Source organism: Sporosarcina sp. So3-204, assembly GCF_058068165.1.
The window spans coordinates 304125-322358 of sequence record NZ_CM176485.1; the positions used below are offsets into that span (position 1 = coordinate 304125).

Below are 18234 nucleotides of genomic sequence, written 5' to 3' on the forward strand. Positions count from 1 at the left end.
GTATTGTTGATTGAAGCGAAAGGTATCTTCCATTAGTGGAAATCAACAATATTACTTAGCAATGTAAATTTAAAAGTGAATGGAATAAAAAATATAAGGAGGAGAGCTTAAATGAAAAAGAAAATAGCAGTTCTACCAGGTGATGGGATTGGACCAGAAGTAACAGAAGCGGCAGTAAAGGTGTTACAAGTTATTGCTAGACGTTTTAATCATACGTTCGAAATTGAGTACGGCTCTATTGGCGGTACAGCAATTGATAATTACAACTCACCATTACCTCGTGAAACAATCGAGCTTTGTGAAAAGAGCGATGCTGTTCTTCTTGGTGCAGTAGGAGGGCCTAAGTGGAATGAAAATCCACCAGAATTACGGCCAGAAAAAGGATTGTTAGCAATTCGAAAGCATTTTGATTTGTTTGCTAACCTTCGTCCTGTAAAAGCTGTCCCATCATTACTCCAAGCTTCTCCTCTTAAAGAAGAAATTGTTAGAGACGTAGATCTATTAGTCGTTCGTGAATTAACGGGAGGCTTATACTTCGGGGAACCGAGCCGTCGTACGAATGAAGGTGCTGTAGATACGCTAGTTTATTCAAGAGAAGAAATTGAACGAATTGTAGATAAAGGCTTTGAATTAGCAAGGCTACGAAAAGGTAGAATTACATCTGTCGACAAGGAAAATGTGCTGGCGACAAGTAAATTATGGCGTGAAATTGTTGAGGAGAAGAAATCGTACTACCCTGATGTTGAAGTTAATCATATGTTAGTGGATAATGCCGCGATGCAAATCGTAACGAATCCTTCCGCGTTCGATATTATTTTAACAGAGAATTTATTTGGAGATATATTGAGTGATGAAACATCGGTTATTACGGGATCATTAGGTATGCTTCCTTCTGCGAGTATTAATTCTAAGGACTTTGGTATCTACGAACCAGTTCACGGATCAGCACCAGATATTGCAGGTCAAGGAAAAGCCAACCCGGCAGCTACAATTCTTTCAGTTGCTATGATGTTCAGGTATTCATTTAATATGGAGATTGAAGCAGCAGCAATTGAAGAAGCAGTAGAAGCTGTCTTTGAAGAAGGATTCTTTACGGCGGATTTAGCTGGACGGGGACAACGTGCACTTTCTACAGATGAGTGGGCAAGTAAGGTTGTAGATGAACTAGATCTTCAATTTGTCTCAAATAGCATTATGTCTACTTATAACTAAGAAAGGGGGAGACTTCATTGGCAAAGACGATTATTGAAAAGATTTGGGCCCAACATATAGTTTATGAAGAACAAGGTATACCAGATTTACTTTATATTGATCTTCATCTAATACATGAAGTAACTTCACCACAAGCGTTTGAAGGACTTCGGCTAGCGGGCCGGAAAGTACGACGCCCTGACTTATGCTTTGCTACTATGGATCATAATGTACCGACGCGTAATTTGCCGGTAATTTCTGATCCAATTGCTAAAAAACAAATTACTACATTACAAACAAACTGTGATGAATTCGGCGTTCCATTAGCGAATATGGACCATCCAGATCAAGGAATTGTGCATATTATAGGACCTGAACTTGGTATAACACAACCTGGAAAAACAATTGTTTGTGGCGATAGTCATACGTCAACACACGGTGCTTTTGGTGCGATTGCATTCGGAATTGGAACAAGTGAAGTTGAACATGTATTATCTACTCAAACGCTATGGCAAGCAAGACCGAAAACAATGGAGATTCGTGTAACTGGTAAACTTGGTACTGGTGTTACGGCGAAGGACATTATTTTGGCGATTATCTCGAAATTTGGCATCGATATGGGTAATGGCCATATTGTTGAATATACGGGAGAAGCAATTCGTAACTTGTCTATGGAAGAGCGCATGACTGTTTGTAATATGTCGATTGAAGCTGGTGCAAAGGCAGGTCTAATCAGTCCGGATGATACGACGATTTCCTACTTGAAAGGTCGTAGATATGTTCCGGCTGGCGAAGAATTTGAAAAAGCAGCGGCATCTTGGTTAGCACTTGCATCAGACGTAGATGCAGTTTATGATACTAACCTTGAAATAGATGCTGATGAAATCGAACCTTTTGTAACTTGGGGTACGAACCCATCGATGGGGTCAGGTATTACAAATCATGTACCTTTTATTGCTGATCAAAAGACAGAGTCTGATAGAGACGCACTTAAAAAGGCTCTTGTGTACATGGGGTTAGAAGAAGGTGCTCCACTTACATCTATTGAAATTCAAAATGTATTTATTGGCTCATGTACAAATGCACGCCTAAGCGATTTACGTGAAGCGGCGAGTATAGTAGAAGGTAAGAAGGTTCATGAATCTGTTACAGCAATTATTGTTCCTGGTTCTAAAACAGTTAAAGCCCAAGCTGAAGATGAAGGTCTGGATAAGATTTTCCTCGATGCTGGTTTTGAGTGGAGAGAGTCAGGTTGTAGTATGTGTTTAGCAATGAATGATGATGTTGTACCCTCGGGCGAACGATGTGCTTCAACATCCAACCGAAACTTTGAAGGACGACAAGGTGCAGGTTCACGTACGCACTTAATGAGCCCGGCGATGGCGGCAGCAGCTGCGATAGCAGGCCATATGGTAGATGTACGAGAGATCGAAATTGCTCATGTCTGATGTAGAATGAAACGAAGGGGAGGTTGAGGTATTGGAGCCGATTAATAAAGTAACGAGTGTAATAACTCCGCTCGATAGGGTAAACGTAGATACGGATCAAATAATTTCAAAAGAGTTTTTAAAGCGTATTGAAAGAACTGGCTTTGGGCAGTATTTATTTTACCACTGGCGCTTTGATGAAAATGATAACGAAATAAAAGACTTTGTTTTAAATGATGAGCGTTTTAAAGATTCAAAGGTCTTAGTAGCTCATGAAAACTTTGGTTGTGGTTCTTCGAGAGAGCATGCGCCTTGGGCGATTTTAGATTATGGTTTTAATGTAGTTATTGCACCTAGTTTTGCAGATATTTTCCGTAGTAATTGTATGAAAAATGGAATTCTAACTATCGCATTATCTGTCAGTGAAGTAGAAGAATTACTAGCAAAAGGGCAAGAGTCACCATATTCAGTTGATGTGAACTTAGATGAACAAACCGTAACTGGACAAGATGGTCAGACGTATTCATTTGAAGTTGACCCTTATTATAAACAAATGTTGTTAAATGGCTGGGACGAGATTGAATTAACTTTTCAGTACGAAGACCAAATTACAGCATATGAAAATAAACAACTTCAGAAGTAATGCACCCTACTTAACAACCCAGTAATTGGTTGTTAAGTAGTTTTTTATTTAAAAATTTTAAATGGCTTGCTTTATAGTTAAATAAATTTAAAGTTGGACGCTGCGTGTTGGTGAACTGTTTAGTTTTATTCCAATTAAAAAAACGTGATTGCATATTAAATACGATCATGTCAGCTATTTTAAATTATATTGATGGGAGCCTTGCGAGCAAAATCGAAAAGATCTGGATGCAATTAAGTCGAGGTGTAATTGTTAGAGCCGATATTAAATGTATTGTTTTAGAGGGAATGGTATAATAATAACATATCAAATTACTATGTCTTGAAAAAAATTAAGAAGTCGAAATTTTAATCCTTCATTCCTTAATTAATTGCAAGCGTGATGATTATAAACGAAGGGGTGCTCTTTGGATGAAAGACTTAACTTTACTAATAATGAAAGCGCTTCAAATAAATGAATCTGATATTCAAATTAAAGAAAAAATGAATGGCATGACAAATCTTAATTACTTAACTTCTATAAAAGGAAAGAATTATATAGTTCGATTTCCAGGTAGAGGTACTGAGGACTTTATAAACAGAGTGGAAGAGAAAGAGAATCTTGAGTTTAGTTCTAATCTTGGAATAAACCCCAAATTAGTGTATTTTGATGCGGGAAGTGGTTTTAAGATAACTGAGAAAATAAAAGGCGCAAAGTTAATAGTCCCTGAGACTGCAAAAAGTGGAGAAATGATGAAGAAAGTATCAGGCTTATTAAGAAAGCTTCATGATACGAATCTTGCTATGAAAAATCAGTTTGAACTTTTTAATCTCATGGAAAAATACGAAGCGTTGGCTTTGGGAGAAAATGCTCAATTTTATGAAGGGTTTCAGAGAGTGAAAGAAAAGGTTTTATTGTTAAAAAAGTACTACGAGACATTGAATGTAAAAGAGTGTCCTTGCCATATAGATACAACTTATAAGAACTTTATTGAGGATAGCGAGGACATGCTTTACTTGATTGACTGGGAGTATAGTGGAATGTTCGATCCGCTGTGGGATTTAGCTGCATACTCATTAGAATCAGGATTAACTACTAAAGAAGAAAAGAGTTTTCTTGCATATTATTTTCAGCGCCCCATTACCAAAATAGAGTATGAAAGAGTACTTTTACATAAGATTTTTCAAGACTATTTGTGGAGCGTATGGGCTTTGTTTAAAGATGCCAAAGGCGATGATATAGGTCTATACGGTAGAATGCGTTTCGAAAGAGCAAAAGAGCATATTTTTTTATTTAAAAAGTAGGAGGATAATTAAAAATGAATAAAGTTAAATGGGCGGAAAACAATTATTGTTCAAAGGAATACCTAGAGGGTGAACTGTCTTTATTTTCTAAAGAAGAAGTGGAGAAAATTTTAAGGTTTCAGCAAACGCATCCTCTTTACACGAAAACCCCATTAAGATCATTAACGAACTTAGCTAAGCATCTAAGTGTTGCTAGTATACAGGTGAAAGATGAATCTTATCGATTTGGCCTTAATGCTTTTAAAGTATTGGGTGGAATATATGCGATGGGGAAATACATTGCCAATCAACTTGATAGGGATATAGCAGATCTATCGTTTACTGAATTGCAAACAGCTGAAGTTAAGGAGAAACTAGGGGAAATTACGTTCATATCAGCGACAGATGGCAATCATGGGCGCGGTGTTGCCTGGGCAGCGCGGGAACTTGGACAAAAGTCTAGAATTTATTTGCCTAAAGGCTCCTCGAAAGAACGAGTTGTAGCGATTCAAAACGAAGGGGCATATGCTGCTGTTACAGAAGTGAATTACGATGAGACAGTACGAATGAGTGCAAAGTTAGCCGAAGAAAACGGTTGGGTTATGGTGCAGGATACAGGCTGGGAAGGTTACGAGGAGATACCAGAGTGGATTATGCAAGGTTATGCATCTATGGGACAAGAAATTGTTGATGAAATTAACAATTTAGATGGTGAAGCCCCAACGCATATATTTCTTCAAGCAGGCGTAGGTTCCTTTGCAGCAGGAATTGCGGCGTATTTTGTGAAGCGCTACAAAGAAAATCCACCTAAAATAATAATCGTTGAACCGAACATTGCTGATTGCTATTATAAATCGTTTATGAGTGAAGAGGGAACTATGGAATCTGTTTCAGGCGATTTAAATACGATTATGGCTGGATTGGCATGCGGCGAACCAAATAGGCAAGCCTACAGCATATTGCGTCGATATGCATGTGGTACATTTTCATGTGACGATTCCATTGCTGCAACAGGTATGAGGGTCTTAGGTAATCCACTTGGAGATGATGCAAGAATTATTTCTGGTGAATCCGGGGCTGTACCAATGGGATTGTTTTATTATTTATTGGCGAATAGAAAAAACGAAATATGTGATGCGCTCGACCTAACGAATGATTCTCATATATTAATGATTAGTACGGAAGGTGACACGGATAAACAGCATTATTTGGATATAGTTTGGAATGGTAGTTACCCAGTTTCGACTTAATTTAATAGGAACCCCCACAGTAGAAAAGTTGGGGGATGCTGTCTGTTAAAAGTTCTGTTCAGTGTTAGGTAAGGGAATCTTGTATTTGCTTGCAAATAAATTTGCTACAATTGCTCCTATTGTTAAATTAACGACCATATTAGCAACAGCTGGAACCGCAGCAAGGGAACTTACATGCTCCATAGCTAGTGTTGCAGCAAGCGCAGTGTTACAAATTCCAGTGTGGAATAGTATTGCGCGCGCATTTTCCTCAGGTACTTTCAAAGCTTTTGATATGACATAGCCTAAAAACATTGGAATTGAAACTTGTAGAAAAACAGCGAAAAAGATTAATGGGAGGACCGAAAGATTTTCTTCCAAAGAACTTTGTGCATTAGAAATAACGGATAACACGACAACGAATAATGCAAGCTGTGAAAGAACTGCAGTATAGGGTTTAACGATAGCCGCTTTCTTAGACCAACGCCATTGTAAAAGTAATCCCGCGAATAAGGGAATAAAGACGATATAAATAATATTTAAAAAGATTGGCCAAAACGCTATCGGAATAAACTTTCCAGCGAACACCTGAACAAGTGCCGGCGTAAGAATTGGTGATATAACTGTATCTAAAGTCGCCATCGTTATGCTGAGCGCAACTTCACCACCTGCTATAAATGTATAAATATTTGCAGAAGTACCACTTGGAACAGTTCCAGCTAAAATAACACCTGTTGCAATTTCGGGATCATTTGGGAAAAGAAGCGCCGCAATTGCAATACTGACGCCTACCATGATTGTCCATTTTAATAATATGCCTAATAGGGCGTGTTTGGGCTTTCTAATTATGGAGGCTAAACTCTTTGTGGATAAAGATAAGCCCATTAATAAAAATATCATCCCTAATCCAACGCCTGTTAGCCCTTGAATAGAAGTGAATGCGTTTGGGAAGAAGTATGCCAATAAAGATAGGAGTACTATCCATATTGGAAGGTATTTGGAAATGAATATTGTTGCTGTTTGAATAACCTTCATATTATACTCCTCCAATATTATATAAACGCTCGTTTTCTTTCTACAATTGTAGCATATTTTCTTAATCTTAAATGAATAATTAATCATTGATATTTTAGCGTGAAGTGTATAAAATCAACTAATATAAAGTTTAGTTAAAGGAGAGGGCTTATTTGAATAACTTTTCCGATCTTCTTAATATTAGAAAAAAAGTAAAGCGAATAAACAACTTATATAATCAGTTGGATATTTATTATCCTGAAGAAAAAAATGATCCTAAGGTGAGAAAAGAAATGAAAAAAGTTCTTACTCGCTTTAATAATATTTATTATAATGCATACACCGGCCTTATCAAAGATGACCTGAACTTAATTTTTGATTGTCATCCTAGGAAGCATTCAAAGCAGCATGAAGTGCAAAATGCGATTAAATATTGTAAGTCACATAAAACGATGCGCAAAAACTTGGTAAAAGTTGAAAATCATTTGAATTTGCAATTCATTATTGAAGATCAAGTGGAAATGTACGATAAAGAAATTCAAAAAGTCCGTGCTACAATTGATTTGATTGAGAATGAAGATTTTTCATCTTTTTTCTCGGATCTTTATGAAGTAAGAATTGAAGTTTTAAGGAAGATTGAAACTCATTGTTTAAACAGACTTACAAATTTAGAAGAAGAAAAAAATAACTGTGAAAAGTTGATTTTTAATTTAATTCATAAAAATCTTGATTTATGGGGAAGCACAGGTCGATTTATAGAAGAACTAATTTCTGAGTCTGAAACACATGTTTCGACAATTATCGAACGCTCATTTAAAGATAAGGATTAGCTATTTGGGTTTGACTTTTATGGAGAAAGATTATACTTTTTAAGTATGTATGCAAAGAAATACTATTGTTTTTAAAGAAACCACGCCCGTTATTGGCGTGGTTTTGCTTATTTTTCAAGTGTTTCTAAGTAAATCCACACACATGCGGCTAAATCTTGTGCTTCCCGATCATGAGTTGAGTTAATTAAAGACTCCCTAAATGAGCGAACAACAGCCTCAATTAGTTTAATTCTTGGGGAGGTGGAATTAATTTCATCTATTAGAAACTGAGTATATTGTTTAAGTTCTAATTGGTCTTCGTTTAATTCAGTTTGGAATGTAGATAATCTAGAGAGTAGACTTTTTGTATGAGTATCCCTGTCTAGTTGTGTTTCAAAATCTGAAAAAACATCACTTGCTAGAATTTTATCTTTACTTTTTATCATATCAAACATGATTGAATCAATTCGCCGTAATACATAAGTAACAAGTTTTATTGGATGAATCTCCTCATTAGTCCTGGCCATCCAAACATGAATCATATGTTGCATCATACCCAGCGTTAAGACGGCGCAGTCAGGAGCATAAGGCGCGGCATCTTCACCGTAAATATCGATGAATCTGTTGGTAAGCCAAGAAAGTTCTCCTAAATGATGATTTTTAACGAATTTCTTTAAATCTGGGTCTATTGAAAAAAAGACAGCTTCAAATATAGGTATCAAATTATGCTCGCGATTTATCTCTAATCTAGTTGAGATTTGAGAAGCAAGAATACTTTTATTGGATAAATCTTGTCCTATAATTAATTCTTGCCTTCTAATCATTGTAGCATTGCGACCTTGTTCTAATATAGCCATGAGGCATTCGTTCTTTGTAGAAAAGTAATTATAAAACGTACCTTTAGATAACTTAGCTTCGTCTAAAATATCTTGAACAGATGTGGCAGCAAAACCTTTTTCCACAAAAAGACGCTTCGCGATTTGCAATACTTGTTGTTTGCGATTGTTCATCATCATCATCCTTATACTTTAAGTCTATTTATATAATAGCTGTAAAACGTTGTATTATCAATGAATAACGAAGGAGTAGTTTAATTTTATTGCATTTATTGTACTATCGGTATAGTATATAAAAAGTGATAAAAAAACAATCTTTTATGTGTTAATTAAATCTAATTAAAACTGTTGACGGACGTCACGGATCTTTATGGGATTTTTCAAGCAAACTTGGGGAAGATATGGATATATTTATGCCAAGGTATAATAGATAGTGAGTGGAGGAAACAAGATGGACATAAAAAAAATGCACGAAAAACCGCCTTATGGCATGATAGCAATTATGTTTGTTGGCGCATTTATTGCGTTTTTGAATAATACATTGCTAAACATTGCGCTGCCGGCTATTATGGATGAGTTTTCAATTAAGCCTTCTCAAGTCCAATGGCTGACGACTGGATATATGCTTATAAATGGTATACTAATTCCGGCGAGCGCCTTTTTTATTCAAAAATTTACGAACAGAAAGTTATTTATTACTGCAATGACATTATTTTCACTCGGAACATTTATAGCGATTATTGCACCATCATTTAGTTTGCTAGTCATCGCAAGAATGATTCAAGCTTCGGGTTCTGCAATGATGATGCCGCTTTTGATGAATATTATGTTAACTGCATTTCCCATTGAGCGTCGCGGTGCAGCGATGGGGATGTTCGGTTTAGTTATGTTTAGTGCACCTGCGATTGGGCCTACGTTGTCAGGTTGGGTTATTGAACATTATACATGGCGTACATTATTTGAAATTGTTTTACCAATCGCTTTATTGACATTGGTTTATGCTATTTTCAAATTACGTAATATCACAGAAAATCGAGATGTGAAATTAGATGTGTTTTCCCTATTGCTATCGACAATTGGCTTTGGAGGACTACTATATGGATTTAGTTCGGCGGGAGACAAAGGATGGGACTCACCAATTGTCTACGGAACAATAATAATTGGTGCGATTTCACTCGTTTCGTTTATTCTCCGTCAACTACGAATTGACGAGCCTTTACTTGATTTTAGAATTTACAAACACCCAATGTTTGCCTTATCTTCAGCCATATCAATAGTGTTATCAATTGCGATGTTCTCAGCAATGATTTTAACGCCTTTATATGTGCAGACAATTCGAGGTATTTCGCCACTTGATTCGGGACTTCTAATGCTTCCAGGTGCACTTCTTATGGGGATTATGTCTCCAATAACTGGGATATTATTTGACAAATACGGCGCGCGTGCTATGGCGATTATTGGTTTGACAATTACAATTGTCACGACATATTACATGAGCCAGTTTGATTTGGAGATTAGTTATTTCCACATCATGCTAGTGTATACTGCTCGTATGGTAGGAATGGCACTTGTGATGATGCCTGTTATGACTAATGGATTAAATCAACTACCCATGATTTCAAACCCACATGGCACGGCGATGAATAACACTTTACAACAAGTATCAGGCGCGATAGGTTCAGCTTTACTCTTAACAATTATGACGAAGAGAAGTGATTCTTTTGGTATAAGTATGCTTGCTGAAGCAAAGGCTTCTGGTAAGATTCCGACATCTGCTTCTGATCTAAAGATTTTTGAATTGGGAATTCAGCGAGATGCATTGTTAGAAGGAATTACCTATGCGTTCCATATTTCGACGATTGTTGCAGTAGTAGCATTACTTTTATCATTGTTTATAAAACGGGCAAAACCACCAAAAAGCAACAACTTCAATACAGAAGTATCGAAAACGGAAAATTAAATGGATTGCTTTGTGTAAGTCATGATGACTTGTACAGAGCTTTTTGTTTTCTGTTATGATAAACATATGCGTTAGGTTTTCTAAGCCTATACTTCAACGAAAGAAAAGGTTGTGATTATAAATGGTAGGACGAAATGACCCATGCCCATGTGGGAGCGGGAAAAAATATAAGAAATGTTGTGCTGGAAAAAACGAAGTATTTTTGGACAAGCAGGTAGACCAAGATTTAAATCAAATTCTTTATAATTCATTTGAGGTAATCTCGAAACAAGTAAAGTTTGACGAGTTCGAAACATATACGAATTCTTGGAAAGAAGAAGTAGGAAATCTGTGGGATATGAAAAGTATTGAAGAGGCAGTCAGTGCATATTATATTCTAATTTCAAGAAGAGATTTGTGGGAAAATTATCTATCAGATATCTTAAATGAGACATTAAGAAGTAATGTAAAAGAAGTAGTAGAGACTTGGAAGAAACCGCTTATACTACTTGGTAAAGTGGTTGCTGAAGAAAATGGTTATTTAGAAATTAAAGAATTAATTGGATCGGAAACGTATTATCTGAAACAAAATGAGAAGATGGCATTAAGTTGCGGCGTACTTGTTTTGGGGATTGTATTACCTCAAGATCAAATTAAGAAACAAAGTGTTAAAATCGTTTCATCTCTTATGTGTGTTAAAGATGAAGATGGCGCTTTAGAATTAGCTATTCAGTCGTTTTCTGAATTAAATAAAGCAGCATCTAAAACTAATCTTTTAGAAGAACATATGCTAGAGGTTTATGCTATTTTACTTGGAAGACCAATAGTTACTGGGCAAGTTGAAGAAACTATAATTGAACCAAGTGAACAGGATTTAACACCTATTCAAAGTGAAACAATAGAGCTACTCAATAGTGTCCTAGAAGAAAGAAATACGGATCAAGAAGAAAAAGAGTTAATTAAAAACATTTGTGCTGCTTATTTTATTAAAACGCAGCCAAATTTTCGTAAAGCAAATGTAGTTGCAGCTGCTGCATTCGTAACAGCTGTTGACCTAGATTTATTAACAGAAGATCCAATGACAAAAACTGCTGCTGCTAAGTTGTTTGATGTATCTCCAGCTTCTATGGCGAGTCACATAAAAAACATCAATACCTTTGTTGTAGAAGATTATCTAATTACAAAGTAAGTTAATAGCCGCTAACTAATCTTCATTTATGTAAAACCCCAGACATATAATTCATGTCTGGGGTTTTTGTGATTCTGAATATTCCGAGACCTGAATCAATTTCATAATGACATTAATCTGCTACAACGACGCAACATATAGTTTGAGAACGCTTCAACTCAACTATATATTGTGGTGATGTAGCAATAAAACCCTATTATGAAATTAATTGACCTGCAAAGGAGTTCTAGTAAGTTTGTCGAAAGAGTATTAATGAACATATTTCGTATGGAAGGGGAATGTTTACTATGCAATTGAATAATTACATCGGAGGATCGTGGCAAGAGGCGGGGGGAGCTCATTTTACGACGGTTACGAATCCTGCGAATGGTGAAGAAGTTGCGCAAGTTAGGCTTTCCAAGAAAGAGGATGTTAATCTTGCCGTGAAAGCTGCGAAGGATGCTCAGAAAAAATGGGCGCTCGTTCCGGCACCAAAACGTGCAGATTTTTTATATGAAATAGGACGTATAATGATTGAGAAAAAAGAACATCTATCTCAGGTATTGACGACTGAGATGGGAAAGGTAATTGAAGAGGCACGTGGTGAGGTACAAGAAGGAATTGATATGGCTTTTTATATGGCAGGAGAAGGACGTCGTCTAGTTGGCGAAACGGTACCATCTGAATTGCAAGATAAGTTTGCAATGAGTGTGCGTGCACCGATTGGGGTTGTGGGATTAATTACACCATGGAATTTCCCGATAGCAATTGCAACGTGGAAGTCATTTCCGGCTATTGTGGCAGGCAATACATTTATTTGGAAACCTGCGACAGAAACACCAATGATGGCGTATGAAATGGGACTTATATTTGACGAAGTTGGATTACCAGAAGGGGTAGCAAATATTGTATTCGGTGCAGGTGCTGATGTTGGGACAGCAATGATTGAACACCCGGATGTACGTGTCATATCATTCACGGGGTCGACTGAAACTGGACGACATGTTGCTGAAACAGGGGGACGTCATCTAAAGAAAGTCTCACTTGAAATGGGTGGAAAGAATGCGGTTATTGTGATGGATGACGCGGATCTTGATCTAGCCGTTGAAGGGATTCTTTGGAGTGCCTTTGGAACAGCTGGACAGCGTTGTACGGCATGTAGTCGGGTCATTGTGCATAAAGATGTAAAGGGAGAGATTGAGGGAAAACTTTTGGAACAGATGAAACAGCTAACGATCGGTAATGGTCTTGATGAATCTGTGAAAATTGGTCCTGTTATTAATAAAAAAGCACTCGACAAGATTGCTAGTTATGTAGAAATTGGAAAAGAAGAAGGAGCAAAACTACTCGCAGGTGGAAATGTATTAACGGATGGTGATCTTGCGAAAGGTCATTACTTTGAGCCGACATTATTTACAGATGTTTTATGGGATAGTCGTCTTGCGCAAGAAGAAATTTTTGGGCCAGTCGTGTCTCTAATTGAAGTCAGTAGTTTAGAAGAAGCGATTGAAGTTAATAATAGCGTAGTTTACGGACTTTCAAGTTCAATATTTTCTCGTGATGTAAACAAAGTTTTTCAAGCTCAACGTGATTTAGATACAGGTATTGTTTATGTAAATGCAGGTACAACCGGGGCAGAAATTCATTTGCCGTTTGGTGGGACAAAAGGAACGGGTAATGGTCACCGAGATTCTGGTGTCGCGGCGCTTGATGTCTTTACGGAATGGAAGAGTATTTATATTGATTTCAGTGGGAAGTTGCAACGTGCGCAAATTGATAACTGAAAACTTGTAAGTAAGGAGATGGTTAAATGAAAGTAGTTGTACTCGGCGCAGGATTAATGGGTAAAGAGACAGCTAGAGATCTCGTGAAAAGTAATAATGTACAGAAAGTATATTTGGCAGATTTAAATGTAGAACATGCGGAAAAATTTGCCGAAGAGTTAATGTCTGATAAGCTCGATATTTTATGGCTCGATGCGAATAATGATGAATTACTAGGAGACGTTATGGCCTTGGGTGATGTTGTTGTTAATGCACTTTTTTATACGTTTAATGAAAAGGTTGCGAAAATTGCAATTGAACTGGGCGTTCATTCAATTGATTTAGGAGGGCATATTGGCGGGGCTACTACAGCAGTACTTCGTCTAAATAAGCAAGCTGCAGAAAAAGGTGTGACAATTATTCCAGATCTGGGTGTAGCACCTGGAATGATAAATATTCTTGCAGGATACGGCGCGGGAAAACTCGATAAAGTTGAATCTATAAAGCTTTTTGTTGGTGGAATTCCAGTAAAGCCCGAGCCGCCCCTGAATTACAATGTTGTCTTTTCGATTGAAGGTGTGTTCGATCACTATACAGATCCTTCGAGGGTTATTCGCAACGGTGAATTAAAAATAGTCCCTTCTTTATCAGAAGTTGAATCAATTCATTTTGATGGATATGGGGAGTTAGAAGCGTTCCATACTTCGGGTGGCACATCTACAATGACGGAATCATTTTATTCGGTAAATACATTGGAATATAAAACAATTAGATACAAAGGGCATGCGGAAAAGTTCCAACTACTTGTTGATTTGGGGCTACTATCTCGTGAGAATGAAGTAATTATTGATGGGAAATATATAAAAGTACGTGACGTCATGAGAGAACAACTTTCTTCACAACTAAAACTTGGCAAGAAATCTGATGCTGTGTTGCTCCGTGTTATTGTTAGTGGTGAAAAGTCAGGAGAACCTTGTACTTACGAGTATAATTTAATTACTGAAAAGGATAAGTCTGTGAATATTACAGCAATGGCACGCGCGACTGCAAATACGGTGTCAATCATTGCCCAATTGATTGGAAACGGTGCGATTTCAAAGCGTGGTGTTTATCCACCAGAAAAAATTATTCCAGGTGAATTGTATATTTCAGAGTTAAAAAAGCGTGGCGTTATTATTGAAGAAGTTCTGACGTTAGGCATTTTGGAACATGAGTAAACCAAAACCTTTTTAATGGAGAAAGGAGGGAATAATGATGGACTTCGGTTTTACAGAGGAACAAAAGATGCTTAGGCATACTGTACGACATTTTGTAGATGATGAGATTATGCCGAATATACAGCAGTGGGATGCTGAAGGCGGCTTTGACCCAGCAATTTGGCAAAAACTTGCGGATCTGGGATTCATGGGTGTTTGTATACCGGAAAAGTATGCTGGTAGTGGCATGGATTACAATTCGCTCGCTATATTATGTGAAGAGCTTGAGCGTGGTGATACTGCTTTTCGTACGGCGGTATCGGTTCATATTGGGTTGAATTCGATGACCCTTATGCAGTGGGGCAATGAAAACCAGAAGGAGAAGTTCCTTGTACCGCAAGCGAAGGGTGAAAAAATTGGTGCGTTCGGATTGACTGAACCGGGAGCGGGTTCCGATGTTGCTGCAATGACGACAACCGCGGTGCGTGACGGAGATGATTATATTTTGAACGGTCAGAAGACATGGATTTCTTTATGTGATTCTGCAGATAACTTTCTAATTTTCGCGTATACGAATAAAGAAAAGAAGCACCACGGTATTAGTGCGTTTATTGTTGAACGGACAACTCCGGGCTTTTCATCTAAAGCAATTAAAGGGAAATACGGTATACGTGCCGGTAATACAGGTGAATTATTTTTCGATGATATGCGTATTCCGGCTGAGAACTTATTAGGTGAAGAGGGTGAAGGCTTTAAAATTGCAATGTCGGCACTTGATAACGGTAGATTCACAGTAGCTGCGGGTGCTGTTGGGCTCATTATGGGTTGTTTAGAGGAAAGTGTTAAGTATTGCAATGAGCGTGAAACCTTTGGTAAACCAATCGGCAAACATCAGCTTGTCCAACAAATGATTGCCAATATGGAAGCGGGCTACCAAATGAGTAGACTTCTCGTATATCGTGCCGGTGAAATGAAAAACAAAGGGTTACGGAACACGCGAGAAACGTCCTTAGCAAAATGGCAAGCTTGTGATTTTGCAAATAAAGCAGCGGATGATGCATTTCAAATTCATGGTGCTTATGGTTATTCAGATGAATATCCTGTAGCTAGATTTTTACGGAATTCAAAAGCGCCTGTTATTTATGAAGGAACCCGTGAAATTCATACAATTATGCAAGCTGAATTTGTACTTGGTTATCGGGAGGATAAGGAGTTAAGTTCAATGTTGCCTGCTTGGGTAGACGAGTGAACTTAATAATGGTGATCAAAAATAACTTTGGATTATAAATGATAAATGCTAAGAGGATAGCAATAATTCTCTTAGCATCTTTACGTGGTTTATTCTATTGATTTATCACTGTACGATTCATGCATGTGATAAAATAAAATAGAAAATACCTTTTCCATACATAAGGAGTGCTTACGATTGAAAATTGAACCATCTAAAAAAATGTCTATATTTGAGCCAGCAATATTCGGGGATTTAAGAGCTGCAGCCGAAGTTAAAAAAGCAACGGGTAGTGAGCTTATCGATTTGAGCCTTGGAAGTCCTGACCTTCCACCGGACGAAAAAGTAAGGGATATCTTATCCGAAAAAAGTGCTTTAGCCAGTTCTTACGGCTATACACTTGGAGGTAGTAAACAATTTAATGAAGCCGTAGCAAATTACTATAAAAGGCGTTCTAATGTTGAAATCAATCCTGAAACAGAAGTAATTCAAACTATGGGTTCACAAGAAGGGCTCGTCCATTTACCGTTTGCTTTTTGCGATGAAGGTGATTTTGTATTAACAACGAATCCAGCATATGTGGCTTATGATGCTGGAATTAAGCTTGCTGGCGCAGTTCCTTACTATATGCCACTTCTTGAAGAAAATGGCTTTTTACCTGATTTGGAAGAAATACCTGCAGATGTAGCTACAAAAGCAAAATTACTCATTTTGAATTTACCGGGAAATCCAGTTCCCGCAATGCCTACTGCTGCGTTTTTTGAGAAAGTAGTTGCTTTTGCTCGGAAGTACAATGTTATTGTACTTCATGATGCAGCCTACTCAGAGTATTATTTTGAAGGTGATTCACCGATTAGCTTCCTGTCGACACCGGGTGCGATGGAAGTCGGCATGGAGATTAATTCATTATCAAAAAGCTTTAGTTTAGCGGGTGCTCGTATAGCTTATATTGTAGGGAATGCTGAAATGATTGCGATTATTAGACAGTTGAAATCGAACTTGGACTATGGAACTTTTGGTCCGATTCAAGAAGCGGCTGTAGTTGCTTTAGACAATGCTGAAGAAATCACGGATCGTCTACGCGTAGAGTTTTCAGAAAGACATAAAGTATTAATGGCTGGAATAGAGGAGATTGGATGGACACCTACACCATCAAGTGGAGGTATGTTTGTTTGGGCAAAATACCCATATGATTTGGATGATAAAGCATTTGTCTTTAAAGTAATTGAACAATGTGGTGTTGTCATGGTGCCAGGAAGTATATTTGGCTCTGAGGGTGCCGGGTTTGTTAGATTGGCTCTTGTTCAGAAGGTAGAAAAGATTCATAAAGCAGTCGAATTGTTGAAAACATTAGATCCTGCAACAGTGAAGTGAAAAATATAATATAAGATGAAATCAATAATACTGCATCTAGTTGATTGAAGTGGAAATCGGCGACTCCAGCGGAAACAACACGATCTGAAAGCCCCGCAGGAGCGCGCTTTTCGCGACGAGGAGATTGAAGACGTGTCCGCTCGGAACGGAAATCAACGGGATTGAAGGAAAACCTGACTTTTTCAGTGCCCTCAAAAGCGTGTCCAGCTGAGACCCCGCAGGAGCGAAGCGACGAGGAGGCACACGGACCGCCCGCTTGGAACGTAAATCAACGATTTGAAAAATTAATTTACTTTTCCAAGCCTTTTTATTAACTTTTGAAACTTAACTTCTCTAAATACGTAAGTATGAATAAGATTTATAAGTGAGAAAGGATTGATTAAATGAGCAACTATACAATTGATGAATTTATTAGACAAACACAACAAGATGAGCGTGAAAATGACTTTTTTGAATTAGAAACACCACGTATTCTTGAAGTGAACTTAAAAGACTTGGTTTGGGCGAAGACGGGTTCAATGATTTCTTACACAGGTCAAATTAAATTTGAACGTGAAAGAATTTTAGAACATGGTGTAGGTCAATTGTTTAAAAAGGCGTTTACGGGTGAAGGTACTTCATTAATGAAAGCTACTGGAAATGGTCGACTTTATTTAGCCGATCAAGGAAAGAAAATCACAATATTTGAGTTGAATAATGAATCAATCACAGTAAACGGTAACGATTTACTTGCCTTTGAACCAAGTATTAAATGGGACATTAAATTGATGAGGAAAATGGCAGGTATGATGTCAGGTGGGTTATTTAATGTGAAGTTGCAAGGTAAGGGAAGAGTAGCCATTACTTCACACTATGAGCCGTTAACATTACTCGTTCGTCCTGGTGAATCTGTTATAACAGATCCGAATGCGACTGTTGCTTGGTCAGGCAATTTAACGCCTGAGTTTAGAACTGACATTAGTTTCCGAACATTCCTTGGACGGGGTAGTGGAGAATCCATTCAAATGGAGTTTTCGGGAGAAGGATTTGTTATTGTACAACCGTTTGAAGAAGGTTTAGCGACTGGAAATGAGCCCACTTAAATAAGGAAAAAATAAGTCCGTTAAGGGATAATCCTTTTTGGACTTTTTTTATGCTTGAAAAATTTATTATAGT

The 18234-nt window shown here is 37.5% G+C and carries 15 protein-coding genes; 13 read left to right on the forward strand and 2 right to left on the reverse strand.

The features are described from left to right. Window positions 1-111: 111 nt before the first annotated feature. From leuB to dpaL, 5 genes are all read left to right on the forward strand, one after another. The gene (gene leuB / locus AC3RV6_RS01480) at window positions 112-1212 is read left to right on the forward strand and encodes a 3-isopropylmalate dehydrogenase (RefSeq protein ID WP_489747712.1); all 1101 of its coding nucleotides are present in this window, start codon (window positions 112-114) and stop codon (window positions 1210-1212) included. Between the two features lie 17 nt (window positions 1213-1229). Continuing rightward, window positions 1230-2639 carry a 3-isopropylmalate dehydratase large subunit gene (gene leuC, locus AC3RV6_RS01485; protein WP_489747713.1) on the forward strand — a complete coding sequence of 470 codons (1410 nt, stop codon included), beginning with the start codon at window positions 1230-1232 and terminating at the stop codon, window positions 2637-2639. A gap of 31 nt (window positions 2640-2670) precedes the next feature. After that, window positions 2671-3261, forward strand: a complete 591-nt coding sequence (leuD, locus tag AC3RV6_RS01490) for a 3-isopropylmalate dehydratase small subunit (RefSeq protein WP_489747714.1) — start codon at window positions 2671-2673, stop codon at window positions 3259-3261. A gap of 410 nt (window positions 3262-3671) precedes the next feature. Next, a complete protein-coding gene (locus AC3RV6_RS01495) occupies window positions 3672-4544 on the forward strand; it encodes a phosphotransferase (protein WP_489747715.1) in 873 nt (290 codons plus the stop codon). Between the two features lie 14 nt (window positions 4545-4558). Then, the gene (dpaL, locus tag AC3RV6_RS01500; RefSeq protein ID WP_489747716.1) at window positions 4559-5773 is read left to right on the forward strand and encodes a diaminopropionate ammonia-lyase; all 1215 of its coding nucleotides are present in this window, start codon (window positions 4559-4561) and stop codon (window positions 5771-5773) included. 45 nt (window positions 5774-5818) lie between these two features. On the opposite strand, the gene AC3RV6_RS01505 is transcribed toward dpaL, so the two are convergent. After that, a complete protein-coding gene (locus AC3RV6_RS01505) occupies window positions 5819-6787 on the reverse strand; it encodes a bile acid:sodium symporter family protein (RefSeq protein ID WP_489747717.1) in 969 nt (322 codons plus the stop codon). A gap of 152 nt (window positions 6788-6939) precedes the next feature. Here AC3RV6_RS01505 and AC3RV6_RS01510 point away from each other — a divergent pair, with 152 nt between their 5' ends. Then, on the forward strand, window positions 6940-7596 hold the full coding sequence (locus AC3RV6_RS01510; protein WP_489747718.1) for a hypothetical protein: 657 nt from the start codon (window positions 6940-6942) through the stop codon (window positions 7594-7596). A 107-nt stretch (window positions 7597-7703) separates the two neighbouring features. Here AC3RV6_RS01510 and AC3RV6_RS01515 read toward each other — a convergent pair whose 3' ends face one another. Further along, on the reverse strand, window positions 7704-8585 hold the full coding sequence (locus tag AC3RV6_RS01515; RefSeq protein ID WP_489747719.1) for a TetR/AcrR family transcriptional regulator: 882 nt from the start codon (window positions 8583-8585) through the stop codon (window positions 7704-7706). A 277-nt stretch (window positions 8586-8862) separates the two neighbouring features. Here AC3RV6_RS01515 and AC3RV6_RS01520 point away from each other — a divergent pair, with 277 nt between their 5' ends. The 7 genes from AC3RV6_RS01520 to AC3RV6_RS01550 all read left to right on the forward strand — a co-directional run bounded on the left by AC3RV6_RS01520 (window position 8863) and on the right by AC3RV6_RS01550 (window position 18161). Beyond that, window positions 8863-10371 carry a DHA2 family efflux MFS transporter permease subunit gene (locus tag AC3RV6_RS01520; protein ID WP_489747720.1) on the forward strand — a complete coding sequence of 503 codons (1509 nt, stop codon included), beginning with the start codon at window positions 8863-8865 and terminating at the stop codon, window positions 10369-10371. A gap of 121 nt (window positions 10372-10492) precedes the next feature. Continuing rightward, a complete protein-coding gene (locus tag AC3RV6_RS01525) occupies window positions 10493-11539 on the forward strand; it encodes a YecA family protein (protein ID WP_489747721.1) in 1047 nt (348 codons plus the stop codon). 287 nt (window positions 11540-11826) lie between these two features. Next, complete coding sequence (locus tag AC3RV6_RS01530; RefSeq protein WP_489747722.1) at window positions 11827-13302, forward strand: aldehyde dehydrogenase family protein; 1476 nt, start codon at window positions 11827-11829, stop codon at window positions 13300-13302. 26 nt (window positions 13303-13328) lie between these two features. After that, window positions 13329-14498: a saccharopine dehydrogenase family protein gene (locus AC3RV6_RS01535; protein ID WP_489747723.1), complete on the forward strand. Its 1170-nt coding sequence runs from the start codon at window positions 13329-13331 to the stop codon at window positions 14496-14498. Between the two features lie 37 nt (window positions 14499-14535). Next, window positions 14536-15726: an acyl-CoA dehydrogenase family protein gene (locus tag AC3RV6_RS01540; protein WP_489749156.1), complete on the forward strand. Its 1191-nt coding sequence runs from the start codon at window positions 14536-14538 to the stop codon at window positions 15724-15726. A 177-nt stretch (window positions 15727-15903) separates the two neighbouring features. Next, window positions 15904-17079, forward strand: coding sequence for an aminotransferase class I/II-fold pyridoxal phosphate-dependent enzyme (locus tag AC3RV6_RS01545; protein WP_489747724.1), 1176 nt, complete (start codon window positions 15904-15906; stop codon window positions 17077-17079). 383 nt (window positions 17080-17462) lie between these two features. Then, a complete protein-coding gene (locus AC3RV6_RS01550; protein WP_489747725.1) occupies window positions 17463-18161 on the forward strand; it encodes an AIM24 family protein in 699 nt (232 codons plus the stop codon). Window positions 18162-18234 lie beyond the last annotated feature (73 nt).

Bases quoted from the DNA above. Each gene is read 5' to 3' on its own strand.
- leuB (WP_489747712.1), top strand. From the start codon at position 112: ATGAAAAAGAAAATAGCAGTTCTACCAGGTGATGGGATTGGACCAGAA.
- AC3RV6_RS01495 (WP_489747715.1), top strand. From the start codon at position 3,672: ATGAAAGACTTAACTTTACTAATAATGAAAGCGCTTCAAATAAATGAA.
- dpaL (WP_489747716.1), top strand. From the start codon at position 4,559: ATGAATAAAGTTAAATGGGCGGAAAACAATTATTGTTCAAAGGAATAC.
- AC3RV6_RS01505 (WP_489747717.1), bottom strand. From the start codon at position 6,787: ATGAAGGTTATTCAAACAGCAACAATATTCATTTCCAAATACCTTCCA.
- AC3RV6_RS01515 (WP_489747719.1), bottom strand. From the start codon at position 8,585: ATGAACAATCGCAAACAACAAGTATTGCAAATCGCGAAGCGTCTTTTT.
- AC3RV6_RS01520 (WP_489747720.1), top strand. From the start codon at position 8,863: ATGGACATAAAAAAAATGCACGAAAAACCGCCTTATGGCATGATAGCA.
- AC3RV6_RS01525 (WP_489747721.1), top strand. From the start codon at position 10,493: ATGGTAGGACGAAATGACCCATGCCCATGTGGGAGCGGGAAAAAATAT.
- AC3RV6_RS01530 (WP_489747722.1), top strand. From the start codon at position 11,827: ATGCAATTGAATAATTACATCGGAGGATCGTGGCAAGAGGCGGGGGGA.
- AC3RV6_RS01535 (WP_489747723.1), top strand. From the start codon at position 13,329: ATGAAAGTAGTTGTACTCGGCGCAGGATTAATGGGTAAAGAGACAGCT.
- AC3RV6_RS01540 (WP_489749156.1), top strand. From the start codon at position 14,536: ATGGACTTCGGTTTTACAGAGGAACAAAAGATGCTTAGGCATACTGTA.
- AC3RV6_RS01550 (WP_489747725.1), top strand. From the start codon at position 17,463: ATGAGCAACTATACAATTGATGAATTTATTAGACAAACACAACAAGAT.